Source organism: Tessaracoccus zhenghani (genome assembly GCF_055326325.1).
Map to the genome: position 1 here is coordinate 287,303 of NZ_JBUZNQ010000004.1, position 16,955 is coordinate 304,257.

At 68.6% G+C, this 16,955-nt stretch carries 13 protein-coding genes; 9 read left to right on the top strand and 4 right to left on the bottom strand.

Annotation, left to right across the window (positions count from 1 at the left end; all coding sequences use genetic code 11):
• Window positions 1-109: 109 nt before the first annotated feature.
• Window positions 110-3,286: a S8 family serine peptidase gene (locus tag ACZK4S_RS11195; RefSeq protein WP_463644306.1), complete on the bottom strand. Its 3,177-nt coding sequence runs from the start codon at window positions 3,284-3,286 to the stop codon at window positions 110-112.
• Between the two features lie 258 nt (window positions 3,287-3,544).
• Here ACZK4S_RS11195 and ACZK4S_RS11200 point away from each other — a divergent pair, with 258 nt between their 5' ends.
• From ACZK4S_RS11200 to ACZK4S_RS11230, 7 genes are all read left to right on the top strand, one after another.
• Window positions 3,545-5,065 carry a sugar ABC transporter ATP-binding protein gene (locus tag ACZK4S_RS11200; protein ID WP_076063707.1) on the top strand — a complete coding sequence of 507 codons (1,521 nt, stop codon included), beginning with the start codon at window positions 3,545-3,547 and terminating at the stop codon, window positions 5,063-5,065.
• Window positions 5,062-6,063: an ABC transporter permease gene (locus ACZK4S_RS11205; protein WP_076063709.1), complete on the top strand. Its 1,002-nt coding sequence runs from the start codon at window positions 5,062-5,064 to the stop codon at window positions 6,061-6,063. Before ACZK4S_RS11200 ends, ACZK4S_RS11205 begins: the two co-directional genes overlap by 4 nt.
• A gap of 86 nt (window positions 6,064-6,149) precedes the next feature.
• Entirely contained in the window at window positions 6,150-7,229 is a 1,080-nt protein-coding gene (locus ACZK4S_RS11210; RefSeq protein WP_238974204.1) for an ABC transporter substrate-binding protein, read from the top strand.
• Window positions 7,230-7,425: 196 nt separating this feature from the next.
• A complete protein-coding gene (locus ACZK4S_RS11215) occupies window positions 7,426-9,195 on the top strand; it encodes an L-fucose isomerase (RefSeq protein ID WP_463644307.1) in 1,770 nt (589 codons plus the stop codon).
• A 75-nt stretch (window positions 9,196-9,270) separates the two neighbouring features.
• Window positions 9,271-10,683 (top strand): rhamnulokinase, encoded by a 1,413-nt coding sequence (locus ACZK4S_RS11220; RefSeq protein WP_463644308.1) that lies wholly within the window; start codon window positions 9,271-9,273, stop codon window positions 10,681-10,683.
• Complete coding sequence (locus ACZK4S_RS11225; protein ID WP_463644309.1) at window positions 10,680-11,666, top strand: LacI family DNA-binding transcriptional regulator; 987 nt, start codon at window positions 10,680-10,682, stop codon at window positions 11,664-11,666. The genes ACZK4S_RS11220 and ACZK4S_RS11225 overlap by 4 nt, the downstream gene beginning before the upstream one ends.
• A 19-nt stretch (window positions 11,667-11,685) precedes the next feature.
• Window positions 11,686-12,120: an RbsD/FucU family protein gene (locus ACZK4S_RS11230; protein WP_463644310.1), complete on the top strand. Its 435-nt coding sequence runs from the start codon at window positions 11,686-11,688 to the stop codon at window positions 12,118-12,120.
• A gap of 25 nt (window positions 12,121-12,145) precedes the next feature.
• Here the strand turns inward: ACZK4S_RS11230 and ACZK4S_RS11235 are convergent, their stop codons facing one another.
• Window positions 12,146-12,757 carry a protealysin inhibitor emfourin gene (locus ACZK4S_RS11235; protein ID WP_463644311.1) on the bottom strand — a complete coding sequence of 204 codons (612 nt, stop codon included), beginning with the start codon at window positions 12,755-12,757 and terminating at the stop codon, window positions 12,146-12,148.
• Window positions 12,758-12,914: 157 nt separating this feature from the next.
• On the opposite strand from ACZK4S_RS11235, the gene ACZK4S_RS11240 reads away from it, so the two are divergent.
• Window positions 12,915-13,619 carry a hypothetical protein gene (locus ACZK4S_RS11240; protein ID WP_463644312.1) on the top strand — a complete coding sequence of 235 codons (705 nt, stop codon included), beginning with the start codon at window positions 12,915-12,917 and terminating at the stop codon, window positions 13,617-13,619.
• Here the strand turns inward: ACZK4S_RS11240 and ACZK4S_RS11245 are convergent.
• Both ACZK4S_RS11245 and ACZK4S_RS11250 read right to left on the bottom strand, forming a co-directional pair.
• Window positions 13,600-14,124 carry a GyrI-like domain-containing protein gene (locus ACZK4S_RS11245; RefSeq protein WP_463644313.1) on the bottom strand — a complete coding sequence of 175 codons (525 nt, stop codon included), beginning with the start codon at window positions 14,122-14,124 and terminating at the stop codon, window positions 13,600-13,602. The two genes, ACZK4S_RS11240 and ACZK4S_RS11245, sit on opposite strands and share 20 nt — an antisense overlap.
• A gap of 102 nt (window positions 14,125-14,226) precedes the next feature.
• Window positions 14,227-15,804 carry a sulfite oxidase gene (locus ACZK4S_RS11250; RefSeq protein WP_463644314.1) on the bottom strand — a complete coding sequence of 526 codons (1,578 nt, stop codon included), beginning with the start codon at window positions 15,802-15,804 and terminating at the stop codon, window positions 14,227-14,229.
• A gap of 136 nt (window positions 15,805-15,940) precedes the next feature.
• Between ACZK4S_RS11250 and ACZK4S_RS11255 the strand changes: the two genes are divergently transcribed.
• A complete protein-coding gene (locus ACZK4S_RS11255; protein WP_463644315.1) occupies window positions 15,941-16,891 on the top strand; it encodes a nuclease-related domain-containing protein in 951 nt (316 codons plus the stop codon).
• Window positions 16,892-16,955: the final 64 nt, after the last annotated feature.

Below are 16,955 nucleotides of genomic sequence, written 5' to 3' on the forward strand. Positions count from 1 at the left end.
CCTCGTCTCCGCCCCAGGTCTAAAGGGCCCGGCGCCCACGGGATGACGCGAAAAGGGGGCCCGGCGACCGTGTCGCCGGGCCCCCTCTGGGTGCTTCAGGTGCCGCTGGTCAGTTCTTGAAGCGGACCATGTTGTTGAGGATCTCCTTGGTGGCCCAGCGGTAGGCGTAGCCACCGTCAGCCGCCGGGTAGGCCTCGATGACGCTGGCGGTGATGTAGGAGCGGCAGCCGCCGCGCCCCGTCGTCGCAGTGTCGCATTCGGTGCGCCACGTGCGGCCGTCGGTGCCCTTCCAGGTGCCGTTGACGGCCAGCGGGTTGGTGCCCCACTGCGCCCGCGTCATGTGCGGGAGGTAGGTGAGGTTGTTGAACGCCCACCCGCTGCGCGGCACGAACGAGCCGTCGTCGGCCTGGATCACGGTGGTGGCCCAGATCATCGTGCGGCATCGCACCGTCTGCGAGTAGTCCTCACATGCGGTGAACCACTTGCGGCCGTTGACCTCGTGCATGCCGGGCGTGTTGTACACGTCGGCCGGCAGCTCGGGCGCAGGCGACTTCGTGACGGTCACCGTCGGCTTCGCCACCGGCACCGTGGGCGACTTCGACGGCGTGGGCGTGGGCGACGCCACCGGCGTGTTCTTCCAGCCGAAGGCCGCCGACGTCCAGCTCTGGCTGCCGCCGTCGCCGTCCGCCGCGACGCCCGTGACCTGGATCACGTAGTTGCCGGGCGTGGCCGGGACGAGCAGGCCGGCGTCGTTGGGCAGCTGGCCGTTCCACGTGTACAGCGACTCGAATTCGGAGCGTCCCAGGTGGTCGAAGCTGAGCACCGTGGCGCGGCTGGCGTCGATGGGGTTGCCCTTGGCGTCTGCGCGCAGCACGTCGATGGTCAGCTTCTGCACCGGCACGGCCTGGTGGAAGGCCACCGTCGGCAGGTCCTCGCCGCCGGTGAAGATGCGTCCGGCGTCGACGATCTCGTAGTCGACGTCCGGGTCCACGCACTGGCCCTCGTCCCAGAAGGAGCAGGCGGTGATCTCGACCACTGCCGGGAGGTCCCAGATCTCCGGGAAGATCTCGAGGTTGCCGTAGTCGCCCGCCATGCCGGCGAACGGCACGGACACGGCGGTGGCTCCCTCGTCGGAGGTCAGGTGGACGAAGCCCGAGTACTGGGCGCCCTCCGGGGCCTCCGGGTCCGCGTTGATCGTGACGTCGACGGTGGCCGCGCCGCCGGCGGGCACGGTGACGCTCGGCGCGGAGAAGGACACCTGCGAGGCGAACAGGTTGTAGCCGACGGTGTTCTGCGTGCCGTCGCCCCAGTCCGGATCGGTCTCCAGGTAGGTGCTGAGCGCGTCCTCGTAGGACAGCGCCCAGGTGACGGGGGCGTCGGTGACGTTGGTGATGGTCAGCGTCTCGGTGTGGGCGCCGTCGGCGGATTCGCCGGCGGAGATCTTGCCCGGCGAGACGACGAAGCCGTCCTGCAGTGCCCGGTCGACGCGGATCAGGCCGGCGCCCTGACGGTGGGCCGCGTCGAGGATGCCCGCATCGGGAAGTTCGGCGATCGCGGCGGGCACGGCGCTGTTCTGCAGCCGGCTGCGGATCTCCGCCGGGGTCATCGACGGCGCGTTCTCCAGCATGAGCGCCACGGCGCCGGCCACGTGCGGCGCCGCCATGGAGGTGCCGGACAGGGTGGCGTAACCGTCGGCCTTCTCCAGCGGGTAGGTAGAGCGGATGGACCCGCCCGGCGCGCCGAGATCCGGCTGCAGGGTCAGGTCTGCGGCCAGACCCCAGGAGGAGAAGTCCGAGATCAGCCCGCCGGTGGGGTTGGGCTGCTGGCTCTCCCCGCCGGTGAACTGGATGGTGGCGGGGAGCGCGCCCACCACGGAGGTGCCCACGGCCTGGGTGACGGTGACCACCGGGATGGTGATGGTCACCTCGCCCTCGACGGTAGCGTTGATGAAGCCGGGCTCGTTGTTGTAGATGACCAGCGCCTCGGCGCCGGCGGCCTGGGCGTTGGCGGCCTTCTGGTGGAAGGTGCAGGTGCCGCGCTGGGCGATGGCCACCTTGCCGGTGAGATCAGCGGCCTCCGCCTCGCAGTTCAGCGGGTCCGTGGTGCGCGCGACCGGCAGGTTGTTCAGCGCCGACGTCGCGTCGGGCGAGCCCGTCGCGCCCAGGAAACCTGCGGAGACGGGGCCGTTGGCCGTGGTGAACAGCACTTCGTCCATGGTCACGTGCGAGTTGTCGAAGGACGCCACGTTGATGGCGAGGCCGGCCGTGCCGGGAGAGCCGATCGTCATGGTGTACCTGTCGCCGGCGTTGCCGGCGGCGTTGACCACCACGACGCCGTTGCGCACGAGGCGGTCCGAGGCCTTGGAGGTGGGGGCCTCCGGCCAGGAGTCGTAGTCGGCGCCGAGGCTCATGTTGACCACGTCCATGCCGTCGGCCTCCGCGCGCTCCAGCGCGTCGAGGATCACCTGGTCGTCCACGGAGCCGTTGCAGCCGAACACGCGGTAGGCGCCGAGGGTGACGCCAGGGGCGACACCGGTGACCTCACCGTCGGCGCCGACGATGCCGGCCACGTGGGTGCCGTGGCCCTGGCAGTCGTCCGGGCGGCCGTCGGGCTTCGGGACGGGCTGGTAGGAGGTCGACGTCGGGTCGGCGTTGTAGTCGTCACCGACGAAGTCGTAACCGTAGGCCACCCGCGCGCTGGGGAAGGCGGTGGAGCCGTTGGTGCCGCTGCCGCCGAAATCCGGATGGTCGATGTCGATGCCGGTGTCGATGATGCCCACCTTGACGCCCTCACCGGTGAGGCCGAGCTCGGTCTGGGCGATGTCCGCGCCGGTCTGCGCGATGGCGGTGATCAGCCGTGGGGTGACGTCCTGCGGTTCCGGCACGGAGAATATGCGCACCGGGTGGACGGCCTTGACTCCTGGGAGCTCTGCGTACTGCTCGGCGGTGGCGGTGTCAGCGGTGACGGCCACGCCGTTGAAGAGGCGCTCGTAGTTCCTGATGACGTTCGCGGGGCGGCCCGCGCGGCGCGCCTCCTCGGCGAACGAGCGGTGTTGACGCTGGATCGTCGTACGGCTGCCGCCGCTGGCGGTGGGCTCGCTCTCGAACTCGACGAACCACTTGGTGGCGTTCAGCCAGCGGGCGGTGCGATCTTCGGCGGCGGCGCTGTCGCGCGGCACACGCAGGTCCGGGTCTCCGGGGTCTGCTGAGGCGGTCAGGGGTGCGAGCCCGACGATGGCCGCAATGGCAACCGTCGCTGCGCGCCTCCAGGCGGAGGGCAGGGGCATGGGTTTCTCCTCGCAATGGTGGTCTGGCTGGCAACCTAGCGGTTCGTCGGGCCAGCCACGCGGCTTCCGGGCAGGTGGTGTCATCGAAGGCATGGCCCGGGGGACGGCTGAATCGGCGGCGGTGTCGTATCCGAAGAGCGATGAGTCACGGTTTGATAACAAACCCTGCATCAATCGTGGAGGAGTGCTAGCGTTAACATCGTCGTTCAGAGAGCCGCATAGTTGCGGGATTTCCGGCGAAAGTACGAAGGAGTACACGTGAGCAAACTTCTTGAGCTGAAGAACGTCAGCAAGACGTTTCCAGGCGTCAAAGCGTTGCAGAACGTCCATTTGGACCTCAACGCCGGCGAGGTGCTGGGCCTGTGCGGCGAGAACGGTGCCGGCAAGTCCACGCTGATGAAGATCCTGACGGGCATCTACACGCCGGATCCGGGCGCGGAGATCTGGCTGCAGGGCCAGAAGGTCACCGTCCGCGACGTGAACCACGCCCGTGATCTGGGCCTGAGCATCATCCACCAGGAACTCAACATGGTGCCGGACCTCACCGTCGCCCAGAACCTGTACCTCGGGCGCCCCGGCAGCAGCAAGGGCGGCTTCGTCGACGACAAGGCACTCAACCGCGAGGCGAGCGAGCTCTTCGAACGCCTCGGGATGAGCATCCGCCCCACCTCCCGCGTCGGCGACCTCTCGGTGGCCCGGCAGCAGATGGTGGAGATCGCGCGCGCCCTGTCGTTCGAGTCCACCAAGATCCTGATCATGGACGAGCCCACCGCGGCGCTGACCATCTCGGAGACCGACGCCCTGTTCGGCATGATCCGCGACTTCGTCACCCCGGAGACCGGCCTGATCTACATCTCGCACCGCATGCCGGAGATCGAGGAGATCACCGACCGGGTCTCGGTGCTGCGCGACGGCCAGTACATCGGCACCGTCACCACCGACGAGGTGGAGATGCGCGAAATCATCTCGATGATGGTGGGCCGCGAGGTCTCGGGCGACGCGCGACCCCGCACCACCGTCGACAGCGACGAGGTGCTGCTCAAGGTGGAGAACCTCAACACCAGGAAGCTCCTCCACGACATCAACTTCGACGTGCGCAAGGGCGAGGTGCTCGGCTTCGCCGGCCTCGTCGGCGCCGGCCGCACCGAGGTGGCCCGGGCCGTGTTCGGCGCAGACCCCCGCACCTCCGGCGACATCCACGTGCACGGCAAGAAGATCAACATCCGCTCCGCCGCCGACGCGGTGCGCGCAGGCATCGGCTACCTCTCCGAGGACCGCAAGACCTACGGCCTGCTGCTCGAGCAGGACATCAAGTACAACGCCGTGCTCGCCGCCATGAACGACTTCAGCATCGGCGGGTTCGTCCTCGACGGCAAGATCCGCACCGTCGGCAAGGAGTTCTCCGACAAGCTCAGGGTCAAGACGCCGTCGGTCAACCAGCTCCTCGGCAAGCTCTCCGGTGGCAACCAGCAGAAGGTCGTCATCGCGAAGTGGCTCGTGCGTAACTCCGACATCCTCATCTTCGACGAGCCCACCCGAGGCATCGACGTGGGTGCCAAGGAGGAGATCTACGACCTCATCGAACAGTTGAGCGCCGCGGGCAAGGCCATCATCGTCATCTCCTCCGAACTGCCGGAGGTGCTGCGCGTCTCGCACCGCATCGTCGTGATGGCGCACGGACACATCACCGGCATCCTCGACAACGAGGACGCCACCCAGGAAAGCATCATGGAGCTCGCCACCCTCGGCAAGGCTCAGTTGAAAGGAACCGCAGCGTGAGCACTCAAGCCACCACCAAGCAGACGACGAGCCCCGTCCAGGGCTACCTGAAGTCGTCGCTTCAGCAGATTTTCGTCTTCCTCGCGCTGGTCCTGATCTACATCGTCTTCATGCTCGTGGCGCCCAACTTCGCCACGCTCGGCGTCGCGCTGGACATCGTCTCCCAGTCGGCCTACGTCGGTGTGATGGCGTTGGGCGCGACCTTCGTGATCGCGACGGCCGGCATCGACCTCTCGGTCGGCACGGGCATGAGCCTGGTCGCCGTCGCGGCGGGCGCGTTCCTCGCGGCCGACCCGTGGCTGAACCTGCCGCTGGGTGCGGGCCTCGCGTTGACCATCCTCGTGGGCGCGTTCATCGGCCTGATCAACGGCTTCAACATCGCCTTCCTCGGCCTACCACCGTTCATCGCCACGCTGGCGATGATGATGGCGGCCCGCGGCCTGGCGCTCGTCGTGTCGGACAAGCAGACCATCAGCATCAAGAACCCGCAGTACACCTGGCTGTTCAACGGCGAACTCATCCCCGGCCTCAAGAACGCCATCTTGTGGTTCATCCTCTTCGCGATCATCGCCGGCGTCATGCTCAACAAGACGCTGCTGGGCCGCTACGCCATCGCCATCGGCTCCAACGAGGAGGCCACCCGCCTCTCCGGCGTCAACGTGCGGTTCTGGAAGACGATGGTCTACGTCACCGCCGGCGTCTTCATGGCCTTCGGCGCCATCCTCTACTCGTCGCGGTTCGGCTTCGTCCAACCCGCTGAAGGCGTGGGCTTCGAGCTCAACGTCATCGCCGCCGTCGTCATCGGTGGCACCTCACTCGTCGGTGGCCGTGCCAACATCATCGGCACCGTCGTCGGCGCACTCATCATGGAGACCCTCCGCAAGGGCCTCCAGATGATGGGCATCGCACAGGAATGGCAGCTCGTCGCCACTGGCGTCGTCGTCCTGCTGGCCGTGTTCATCGACAACGTCCGCCGCGCCAGAGCTGCTGCGGTCTGACCCGCCCCCCGTCCACCACTCACGCACAACAACACCCTGTACCGGGAGGGCGGTCCTCCCAACAACCGAAAGGAACCGCTATGCGCATGTTGCGCTCCGCACTGGCTCTCGGAGCCGTGCTCAGCCTGGGCCTCACCGCCTGCGGCACGTCCACCTCCACCGAGACCGAAGCTCCCGCCCCGGCAGAGGAGACCAGCGCTTCGGCACCCGCGGAAGAGACCTCGGCCCCGGCTGAGGAAGAGTCCCCCTCCGAATCCGCTTCTGAAGAAGCCCCTGCGGACGGCGATGTCCCCAAGGGCGACGGCACGCAGACCATCTACCTCGTCTCCAAGGGCTTCCAGCACCGCTTCTGGCAGGCCGTGAAGGAAGGCGCTGAGCAGGCCGGCGAAGAGCTGGGCTACAAGGTTCAGTTCGTCGGCCCGCAGGACGAGACCCAGGTCACCGAGCAGCTCAACCAGCTGAAGACGGCCCTGGACTCCAAGCCCGCCGCCATCGGCTTCGCCGCCCTCGACTCGGGCGCCGCTTCGGATCTCCTCAACGAGATCGAGGCTGCGAACATCCCGATCATCGCCTTCGACTCCGGTGTCGACTCCGACATCCCGCTGACCACCGTCTCGACCGACAACACCGCAGCCGCTGAGAACGCCGCTGAGCACATGGTCGAACTCATCGGTGGCTCCGGCCAGGTTGGCCTGATCTGCCACGACCAGACCTCCGCCACCGGCAAGCAGCGTTGCGACGGCTTCCAGAACTGGATCAAGGACAACGCTCCTGACGTCACCGTTCTCGAGCCCCAGGTTGCCGGCGCGGTCGACCTCGCCGCCAACACCGCCAAGTCCATGATCCAGGCCAACACCGAGCTCAAGGGCATCTACGGCACCAACGAGGCCGCCGCCACCGGCGCCATCCAGGGCGCCAAGGAATCCGGCGCTGACGTCGTCGTCGTGGGCTTCGACTCCGGCAAGACCCAGATCGAGGCCATCAAGTCCGGCGACCAGGCCGGCGCCGTGACCCAGGCCCCCGTCAAGATGGGCTACGAGACCGTCGTCGCCGCCATCAAGGCCATCAACGGACAGGAGCTGCCGAAGGTCATCGACTCCGGCTTCGCCTGGTACGACGCCTCGAACATCGAGGATCCCGAGATCGCCGCCAACCTCTACGAGTGATGCGTGAGGGTGGGCCCGCCCGGGCCCACCCCACCTCATGAACAATCCCTAGGGGCGCCTGTCCGCGTTTGCCTGCCTCGCGTGGGACACGCAGACAGGGGCCCCTTTTCATCCGACGCAGCCACCCGGCCGCCTGCGCGGAGCACACCGTGCCGGAAACCTGAACCACTAGTAACGAACAAAGAAGGTGTGATTCGTGACCAACTACCCGAAGATCGGTATCCGTCCCATCATCGACGGCCGGCGTAACGGCGTGCGCGAGGCGCTCGAGGACCAGACGATGGGTATGGCGCTGCGCGTCAAGGAACTCTACGAGTCTGAGCTGAAGTACCCCGACGGCACCCCCGTCCAGGTGGTCATCGCCGACTCGACGATCGGCCGCGTGCCGGAGGCCCAGGCCGCCGCCGCGAAGTTCAAGGCCGAGAACGTCGGCCTCACCCTCTCGGTCACGCCGTGCTGGTGCTACGGCTCCGAGACCATCGACATGGACCGCACCATGCCGCACGCGATCTGGGGCTTCAACGGCTCCGAGCGTCCGGGTGCCGTCTACCTGGCCGCCGCGCTGGCCGGCCACGCACAACTGGGCATCCCCGCCTTCGGTATCTACGGCGAAGAGGTGCAGGACGCCGACGACGAGTCCATCCCGGCCGACGTGCGTCAGCGCCTGCTGGACTACGCACAGGCCGGCCTCGCCGTCGCCCTGATGCGCGGCCAGTCGTTCCTCTCCATCGGTGGCGTGTCCATGGGCATCGCCGGCTGCGTGGTGAAGGAGGAGTTCTGGAACTACTGGCTGGGCATGCGCAACGAGTACATCGACATGGTCGAGATCGAGCGTCGCATCAACCTGGGCATCTACGACAAGGACGAATACGAGGTTGCGTACACGTGGGTGCGCGAGAACCTCAAGCAGGGTGAGGACTTCAACCCCGAGGAGTGGCAGCGCTCCGCCGAGGACCACGAGAAGTGGTGGGAGTGGAGCACCAAGATGGTGCTCATCGGCCGCGACCTGATGATCGGCAACCCGAAGCTCGCCGAGATGGGCTTCGAGGAGGAGGCCGTCGGTCACGGCGCGCTCGTCTCCGGCTTCCAGGGCCAGCGTCAGTGGACCGACTACCTGCCCAACGGCGACCTGATGGAGACGCTGCTCAACACGCAGTTCGACTGGAACGGCAAGAGGCAGCCCCTCATCCAGGCCACGGAGAACGACAACCTCAACGGCGCGTCGATGATGTTCAACTACCTGTTGACCAACACGGCGCAGATCTTCTCCGACGTGCGCACCTACTGGAGCGCGGACGCCATCGAGCGCGTCACGGGCCACCGTCCCGAGGGTCGCGCAGCGGCGGGTGTCATCGACCTGCGCAACTCCGGCGCCACCACCCTCGACGGCACGTTCGCCGCCAAGGACGCCGACGGCAACCCCTGCATCAAGCCCTGGTGGGAACTCAGCGACGACGACATCCAGGCGATGATCGACGAGACGACGTTCCATCCTGCCAACACCGGCTACTTCCGCGGCGGTGGCTTCTCGACGCACTTCCGCTCCGCCGGTGAGGTGCCCGTCACGATGACGCGCATCAACTGGGTCGACGGCCTCGGCCCGGTCATGCAGATCGCCGAGGGCTACACCGTCGAACTGCCCGACGAGGTGGCCAAGACCATCGAACTGCGCACGGATCCCGGGTGGCCCACCACCTGGTTCGTGCCGAACCTGACGGGCGAGGGTGCCTTCACCAGCGTCTACGAGGTCATGAACGCCTGGGGCGCCAACCACGGCGCCATCTCGTACGGTCACATCGGCCACCAGCTGATCACGCTGGCGTCGATGCTCCGCATCCCGGTGAACATGCACAACGTGGAGCGCGAGCGGATCTTCCGCCCGAAGAACTGGCTGGGCTTCGGCACGGCTGACCTCGAGGGAGCAGACTTCCGCGCCTGCGCCCAGTTCGGCCCGATGTACAACTAGTAGCGCTGTTGGTTCCCTGGGCCGGCCGTGCGCGGCTGGCCCAGGGAACGCGCACCACCATCCAGGAGGAGAGAAGTGTCCACCGTCACCGCCCTTGCGGTTGATCTCGGGTCGTCGACCGGGCGAGTGATCGCCGGCACGTTCCGCGACGGCCGCATCGAGGAAGTCGAAGTCCGCCGCTTTCCCCACGAGGCGCGGATGCGCGACGGGTACCTCTCCTGGGATCTCGATGTCATCTGGGGCGAGGTGGTCGAGGGGCTCCGCGACGCCGTCGCCCGCTTCCCCGACGCGGTGAGCGTCTCCGTCGACACCTGGGGAGTCGACTACGTGGCACTCGGCGACGACGGCGCGGCGCTGACTCCCGGCCGCGCGTACCGCGACGAGCGCACGATCCGCACCCATGAGGCCTTCCGCGAGCGCCTGTCCGACGAGGCCCTGTGGGCCGCCACCGGTATCGCGCCGGCCACCATCAACACCGCGAACCAGCTGTTCGCGCTCCTTCAGGAGGAGCCGGAGGTGGCGGCCAGGACGTCGCAGATCCTCCTGCTGCCTGACTACTTCACCTATCTGCTGTCCGGCGCCCGCGGCTGGTCGCGTTCCCACGCGTCGTCGTCGGCGCTGATCCGCCCAGGCGCCCACGAGTTCTCCGACGAGGTGTTCGAGGCGCTGGGCATCCCGCGCTCGTGGGTGGGCGACGTGACGAGCGAGCTCAACGTGGTGGGCCGGTGCATCGTCGAGGGGCTCGAGCAGCTCACCGTGGTGCGCGCCGGGGCCCACGACACAGCCTGCGCCGTGCACGCGCTGCAGCGCGACGTGAGCCAGGACTCGTACTTCCTGAGCTGCGGCTCATGGTCCGTGCTGGGCGTGCTGCGCGACGAACCGCTGCTCTCCGACGAGGCCCGCGCGCTGGGCCTCACCAACGAGGCCCGCGCCGACGACGGCCTGCGCCCCCTGTTCAACATCACCGGCCTGTGGATCCTGCAGGAACTCCAGCGAGACTGGGAACAGCAGGGCCGCACCCACGACATCGTCGAGCTCATCCGGCGGGCCGAGGCCTCGCCGTCGCTGGGTGCCACCATCAACCCCGACGAGCCGCAGTTCGTGCTGAAGGGCGAGATGGAGAGGCGGGTGCTGGACGCGCTCGCTGCCCAGGGTGTCGCCGTCGACGACCTCGACGAGGGGGCGGTCACGCGGGTGGTGTTGGAGTCGTTCGCGGCGCGCTACGCCCGCGGCATCGCCGACCTCGCCGCCCTCACCGGAACTCCCGCCACGCAGTTGAACCTGGTGGGGGGCGGGTCGCGCAACAGGTTGTTGTGCCAACTGACCGCCGATGCGCTGGGGGTGCCGGTGATCGCGGGGCCAGTGGAGGCCTCCGTGCTCGGCTCGCTGCTGGCGCAGTTGGAGATCATGGGCCACCTGGACCCGGCCAACCGCAACGACGTCATCGCCAGCACCGCCCGTACCGAGACCTTCGGGCCGCGGTCATGAGGGCCGGGCAGCAACGCGCCAACCTGCGAGACATCGCCGAAGCCTCCGGCGTCTCCATCCAGACCGCCTCCCGCGTGGTGCGGGGCGTCGACGTGGTGGCCGAGGCCACCCGCGCGCGGGTGCTGGAGGCCATCGAGCGGCTCAACTACCAGCCCAACCTCGCCGCCCGCTCCCTGTCGGCGGCGCGCACCGGCTCCGTGCACATCATCGACGCCGTGCCGCTGTTCCACGGACACGCCACGTCGTTCGTCGCCATCTGCCAGGCGCTGTCCAACCTCGAGTTGCACACGTCCACCTCCGTGTTCGGGTCGCCGGACATCGACCATCGGGAGCTGCACCACCTGGTGCCGGTGAGCGCCGACGGCGTGATCGTGCTCGGCGGGCGGGCGGAGTCGCGGCCGTGGATCGACACCATCGCCAGCCGCCTCCCGACGGTGTGCGTGGGCGAGACGAAGGACCTCCCGTCGCCGGCCGTCGGCGTGGCTGTGGACCACCGGGCGGGGGCGGTGGCCGCTGTGGACCACCTCATCAGCCGCGGTGCGCAGCGGATCCTGCACGTGGCCGGTCCGCAGGACTGGATCGACGCGCAGGAGCGCCTGGAGGGCTACAAGTTGGCCATGGACAAGGCCGGCCTCGAGCCCACCGTGCTGTTCGCCAACTCCTGGGACGCCTCCGCCGCGGCTGCCCTGGTGCCGGACCTGCCGCCGGACGTCGACGCGATCTTCGCGGCCAACGACCAGTTGGCGCTCGGCACGATGTCGGCGCTGCAGCTGGCTGGCCGCCGGGTGCCCGGCGACGTGCGGGTCGTCGGCTACGACGACGTGCCGGGTTCCGAGTGGTTCCTGCCCGGCCTCACCACCGTGCGGCAGGACTTCTTCACGATGGGGGAGCAGGCCGTGAAGGCGTTGAACCTGTTGTTGAACGGCGAGCCTGCGGAGTCGTCGTTGATCACGCCCACGCTGATCGTCCGCGGCAGCACGTAACCACCCGAAAGGAAGCCCCATGCTCAACGGCCCCATGATCCACCCCGAACTGCTGAACGCGCTCGGCCGCGCCGGTCACGGCAGCAAGATCCTCATCACCGACGGCAACTACCCCCACGAGACGGGCGCCAACCCGCGCGCCCGCCGCATCTACCTCAACCTCGCGCCCGGGCTGCTGAACGTGACGCAGATCCTGGACGTGCTGAAGCAGGCCGTCCCCATTGAGCAGGCCGGCATCATGGTGCCCGCCGCTGACGCCCCGCCGGAGCTGCGCCCCGAGAAGATCGACGCCCACGACGAGTACAAGGCGGCCCTGCCCGGCGTCGAGTTCGTGGAGATCTCCCGTTGGGACTTCTACGACGAGGCGAAGAAGGACGACGTCGGCATCGTGATCGCCTCGGGCGAGCAGCGCATCTACGCGAACCTGCTGCTCACCATCGGCGTGCGCCAGTAGTCGCTGGTTGACGCGCAGAGCGGGGTCAGGCCAGGTTGCCGGAAACCTCCGGGAACAACGGAGGCGTCCGCGCATCCACCCATGCCACCAGCGCGTGGAAGGCCTCGGTGTCCTCCGCGTCGATGCCGTCGCCCCGGACCACTTCGTGGGAGCGCCGGCCGACCGCGATCCAGAGGCGCGACGTGATGCCATCCGCCACCGGTGACTCAGGCAGGGAGTTGGGGATGGTGAAGAAGTCCGCCTCCGTGATGAGGTGGCGGAGCTCATCATCCTCAGCCTTGGTCAGCTGGTAGCTGTCGGTCTCGTAGGAGGTGGAGCGACCGGCGAGACCGCCGGAGACGGAGTAGCGCAGCCTGATCTCGGTGTCGGGACGCGGGTTGTCCCCCCGGGCCCGGCGCACATTGCCCTGCTGATCGGCGTGGTAGGTGAAACCGTCGCCCAACCGGATGAGGTAGCCCGGCGTGACCACGTCCGCGCACGCGTCGTCGTCCTCGGCAAGACCCAGGCAGGAATCGGGCCAGTCCCGCGCCTCCATGCCCTCCAGGGCGATGCCCTCCGTGGGGATCCGCAGGAGGTTGGCGGCATTCTCGATGGCGGCAGACAGTGCGACGACGGCGGGGTGATCAGCGGCGGTCATGGTGCGCTCCTAGCTGGGCGGGGTTGACGCTTCCAGGCGGTCAAGCGAGCCTAAGCCACCGGCCCCCGGCAAAGGAAGAGGGTTCGCATCTGCCTCATGTGCGCATGCTCCCGGTTAGGGTGGGAACACCCTCGCCAAGGGAGAAGGAGGACCCGCCATGCCCATCCCCACTCCGGACACCGAGCCTCTAGATTTCACGACCCTGGCCCAGGCCGACGACGGCCCCCGCGACCCCGTTTCGACGGTGCTGCGTGACCACGCTGCCTTCGTTGAGTTCTTCGATGGTGAGCCGCCCATGGAGCACCCGGTCGACTGGGACACGGAGGTGGTGACGGTTGTCGCGCTGGGCCCACGCGGTCACGGAGCCGGTGTCGCCATTGCGGAGATTCAGCTGCACACCCTGGGGATCCGCGGCGGCACGGTGGATGTGTACTTCCGCGAGGTGGCCGGCGAGGTTGACGACGCCACGGTCACCTACCCCTTCCACGCCGTCCGGTCTACTACCTTCGGTCACGCGTTCTTCCACCCCGTCGGGCCCGCCGACGTCCCAGCGGGCCTGTTCCGCGACTGGCGTGGCCCCATCCGCACCGACGACGACGGGGTCGGTGTCTACGTCCCACGGGAGGAGGCTCCGCTGTCACGCTCGGTGGCGGGATTCGCGGTGGACGGCAGCGGCTCCTTCGTCGCCGTGGACGACGCCCCCGGTGATGGCCCCGTCGAAGTCCCAGGACACTGGCGGCCCGCCGGGGACGGGGTGAGCGTCGAGCTCGAAGACGGCCGCGCCTTCACCCTCCATGTGGTGTCGGTGGACGAGCATGAGCTGCGCGCCCGAATCCATGGCGTCAGTCGGCCAGCACGATGACGAGTTCCGTGCGCATCGACTCCGGGTCAGCCTCGGGGGTGGGCTCGGTCAGGTAGATCTCCCAGAAGGGAAGCCCTGCCTTCCTGTGGGCAGACTCGACCTTCTCGAGGAAGACGCCCCAGGCCTCGCCCAGCCGGCTGTAGGAGCCGACGTGCGAGACCGTCGCGATGTTGCCGCCCGGAAGGACCGAGCCGTGGAGCGAGGCCCCGGATGGGGTTGTGACAGCGGTGGTCAGGGGGCGGTCGACCGGCACCCCCACCTCGAAGGTCGCATTCACTCCGGGCATGCGCTCGTACAGCGTGAACACCGGGCCGACCGGATGGAGCCCCTGAGCCTCCAGCGCGGGGAACAGCGCGGACACGGCGCCGTCCATCGCCTGGGACATGGCGGACAGCGGATAGTCGGTGAACTTCTGCACCACGGTGGGGATCTCCGCCACCTCCAGGAACTCCACATCGGTGCGGGCAGGGCCCGTGTAGTACGGGGCCGGGTGGGCTTCAGTCATGATCTTCCCCTCATTGGGATTCGAGCCGACGAGACGGCGTCGGCCCGCGTGGCCAGCAACTTTACCCGCGCGGATTGCGCGTGAACAGGCTTCTACCCACGCTCACTGCTCCACCCTCACCTCGATGGTGTGGTGCCCCGATGCACCGTCGGGCGCGACCGGTGTGCGCACGTCGGTCTGCGTGTCCCCCAACCCGTCGCTGGCCCGCACCGCGATGGTGTGGGACCCGGGCGTCGCGTCCCATTCGTAGACCCACTGGCGCCACGTGTCGAGGCTGAGGCTCGCGGCGAGGCGCGCCTCCTTCCACGGGCCGCCGTCGATGCTGACCTCCACCATCTCGATGCCGCGCGTTGGTGCCCATGCCACGCCCGCGATCGGCTGGCGCCCCGCAGCCACGCTGGACCCCGCGCGGGGGACGTCGACGCGGGACTGCGTCTTGATGGGGCCCTCGCGCGCCCATCCGCGGGGGATCCAGTACCCGGCCTCGGCCTCGAAGGTGGTCAGTTCGATGACGGACAGCCACTTGGTGGCCGAGACGTACCCGTAGAGGCCGGGCACCACGAGGCGGGCCGGGAAGCCGTGGAGGGCCGGGAGCGGCTCGCCGTTCATCCCCAGGGCCACCAGCGCGCCACCCTCCATCGCGGTCTCGGTGGGGAAGCCTGCGGTGAACCCGTCCACCGATCTGCTCAGCAGTTGGGTGGCGCCGTCCTGCACCCCGGCGCGCTCCAGCAGGGCCCGGAGGGGCACGCCCTGCCACCGGGCGTTTCCGACCAAGCCTCCGCCCACCTCGTTGGAGACGCAGGTCAGCGTGATGTCGGTTTCGACGTGCGGCATCGCCAACAGATCGTCGTAGGTCAGGGTGAACGGGCGATCCACCAGGCCGCGGACCTCCAGCGACCATTGCTCCGGATCGACCTGGGGAATGGAGAGGGCGGTGTCGATCCTGTAGAAGTCGTCGTTGGCGATGTACAGCGGAGTCAGCCCGGGGAGCGCCAGGTCCGCATCAGGCGGGGCCGGCGGGGCGGGCGTCGCCGGTGCGGGCAGCCGCAGCAGCGCGCGGATCTCCTCTACGCGGCGCGACGACGTGAGCCACCGGCCGGCCGCTGCTGCGGTGCCGGCGATGGCCACCGCGATTCCGACCGCCTGCAGGAACGCTCGGCGTCCCGGCCGTGCCTCGCCGCGGCCGACGGGGCCCGGCGGGGCGGCAGACCGCGCTGACGAGGCGCGGGTGAGGATCACCAGGGCGATGATCCCGCTGGCCGCGCCGGCCAGGCCCGCCGCCATGACGGCCCAGACGGTGGAGCGCTCGTCCCCGATGGCAGCGACGACGCCCAGCAAGGCGAAGAGCGTCAGCCCGGCAGAGGCCAACGGCAGGCTGCGGCGGGCAACCACCCCGAGCCCGGTGCCCACGACGAGCGAAAGGGCCAAGATCCCGAGGATGAGAACGGGCTTGTCCGCGGTGCCGAGGATCGCGATGGCCGATCGTTCCAGCCAGCCCGGGACCAGATCGATCACAGTGTCGCCGACGGCCTCCACCAGCGACCTGCCGCCGGGCAGGAGCGCGCCCACGAGTTCGGAGGCGCCGAGCGCGACGGCGGTGGCCGCGGCGCCCGCGATTGCCGAGTCTCGAAGGGTCGGCGTGGGCACCCCGCCGGGGGTGCCTGCTGGGAGGCCGTTCACATCACGAGTTTACGAGGCGCCGCGTAATCGGGGTTGTCTTGATCGGCGTCTTAGCCGCTTTCGGGGTCCCGTGGTTTGGTGGCCGAGCGGAGACGTCGTCGACATTCGCCGTCGATGGACCACTACTTTGTTCCTCATGGTTGAGGATGCGGCCCGGGTGGACGTCAAGCGGATGCGGCTGCGCTATGCGGGCACCTGCTCAAGCTGCGGCTCGGCATTGAGTGCGGGCACGACCGCGGACTACGACCGGTCTACCAAGACGGTGGCCTGCGTGACGTGCCCACCCCAGGCTCCACTGCGCCAAACAGATCCCACTGCTCCGGGAGTGCTTGTCGACGAGACCATCGCAGCCGTCGCAGCTGCTGCGGTTCGTCCAGGGCCTGACGTGGAGAAGGTGCCCTCGTTGGGGGTGGTTGATGGGCAGGGCGGCGCATCTGCGGCTGCCGAGTACCAGCGGCGCCATGCGGCCCGGGCCGAGCGGGTATTGGGCAACCACCCGCGTATGGGGCGGTTCCTGCTGGCGGTCTTCGACGACCCTCAGTCGACGCGGGCGTGGTCGGTGGGCGCTGAGGGCGAGCGGATGCTCGGTGGCATGCTGGCGTCCATGGCTGCGGACTCGCTGCGTGTGCTGCACGATCGCCGCATTCCCCGGACCAGGGCGAACATCGATCATCTGGTCGTGTGCCCCAGCGGGGTGTTCGTGGTGGACGCCAAGCGCTACCGCAACGCCCGGCCAGCGCTACGAGTCGAGGGAGGCTTGCTGAGGCCACGGACCGAGTCGTTGACCGTCGGGGGGCGAGACCGGACAGCGCTGGTGACGGGGATGCAGAAGCAGGTAGACCTGGTCCGCGCGGCCCTGGCCGAGCGGCCAGAAGTACCAGTGCGGGGTGTGCTGTGTTTCGTTGACGCGGACTGGCCGCTGCTCGGCGGCGCGTTCACCGTCAACGAAGTGGCAGTGATGTGGCCCAAGAAGCTCAAGTCGCTACTGACCGAACGCGGACCGCTGGAGGAAGCGCAGATCGCGGACCTCCAGTGGCAACTCCACGAAGCCTTCCCGCGCCAGAAGCAGGCACCACCAGGTGAGTGAGCACTCGCCGACGGCGGCGGTGCGGGCGGTCGTGCCGGGGTGCCAGGCAAGCCGCAGAGGTCTC